The organism is Polaribacter sp. Z022, assembly GCF_023555495.1.
Taxonomy (GTDB): domain Bacteria; phylum Bacteroidota; class Bacteroidia; order Flavobacteriales; family Flavobacteriaceae; genus Polaribacter.
The window spans coordinates 1-1055 of record NZ_JALCZO010000026.1 but is presented as its reverse complement, the minus strand read 5'-3'; the positions used below and the strand labels follow the sequence as shown (position 1 = coordinate 1055).

Below are 1055 nucleotides of genomic sequence, written 5' to 3'. Positions count from 1 at the left end.
AGTTTAAAAGAGCTTTATATAGAGAATATGCGTTCTTATGAAAACGGAATTTATACTTATTATCTAACTAGTTTACCAAGTACAATGAACAAGTTAACGAATTTAGAGGTTTTAGAAGCATCTTATAGTGGTATAGAAGGATTGGTAGATTTAACCAATGTAACCAAGTTAACAAGATTGCAATTAAATAATAATAAGATTACCGATTTAAAAATAGATGCACCTGTATCAAATTTTAATAGATCAAATGTTAGTTATTATTTTAATATTAGTAATAACCCTTATATCAGTTGTGTAGAAGTGCCTACTTCAGAGGTGACCAATTGGGAAACAAGGTATTCACAATATTCAACAATTGCAGATAATGGAATTGCGTTTAGCGATAGTTGTACAGGATTTAGAGTTCCACAATCAGAAAGAGAAGCTTTGGTTGCTATTTATAAAGCAACAAATGGAGGAGAAAAAATAGATGCTACAACAGGAGTTACTTGGGTAGGAACCAATTGGAGTTCAGATGCCACAGAGTTGACCAATGTTGGTTCTTGGGAAGGGGTAACAACAGAGTTAATAAATGGACAAAAGCATGTAACAAAGATAGAGTTGACATATTATAAAAACCTATCAGGAAGTATACCTAAAGAGATCAAAGATTTAACTGAGTTAACCCGATTAGATTTATCAAATGGAGGTATAACTTCAATAGCCACAGAGATTGGAGATTTAAGTAAATTAACGTATTTGAATTTATCGAGTAACAAATTAACAGGTTTACCTGTAGGAATAGGTAATTTTACGAGTTTAGAAGAGTTAAATTTAACAAGTCAAAGAGAAAATATCAATACAAGTCAGTATACAGCAACTTTAACCAGTTTACCAGATGAGATAGGTAATATAGCCACTTTAGAAAAGTTAGATTTAAGTTACAATGGATTGACGAGTTTACCATCAGGCATTGGAAACTTTACAAACTTAAAAGAATTAAAACTACAATATCAAAATACAAGTCCTGTTAGATATCAGCCAACCTATACCTTAGCAAGTTTACCAGATGAGAT

Annotated in this window: 1 protein-coding gene; it reads left to right on the top strand. The window is 31.4% G+C overall.

Translation table 11 applies throughout. From position 1 onward, the window contains the following. On the top strand, positions 1–1055 hold a 1055-nt coding region (locus MPF13_RS15415; RefSeq protein ID WP_249983656.1), incomplete at both ends, for a leucine-rich repeat domain-containing protein.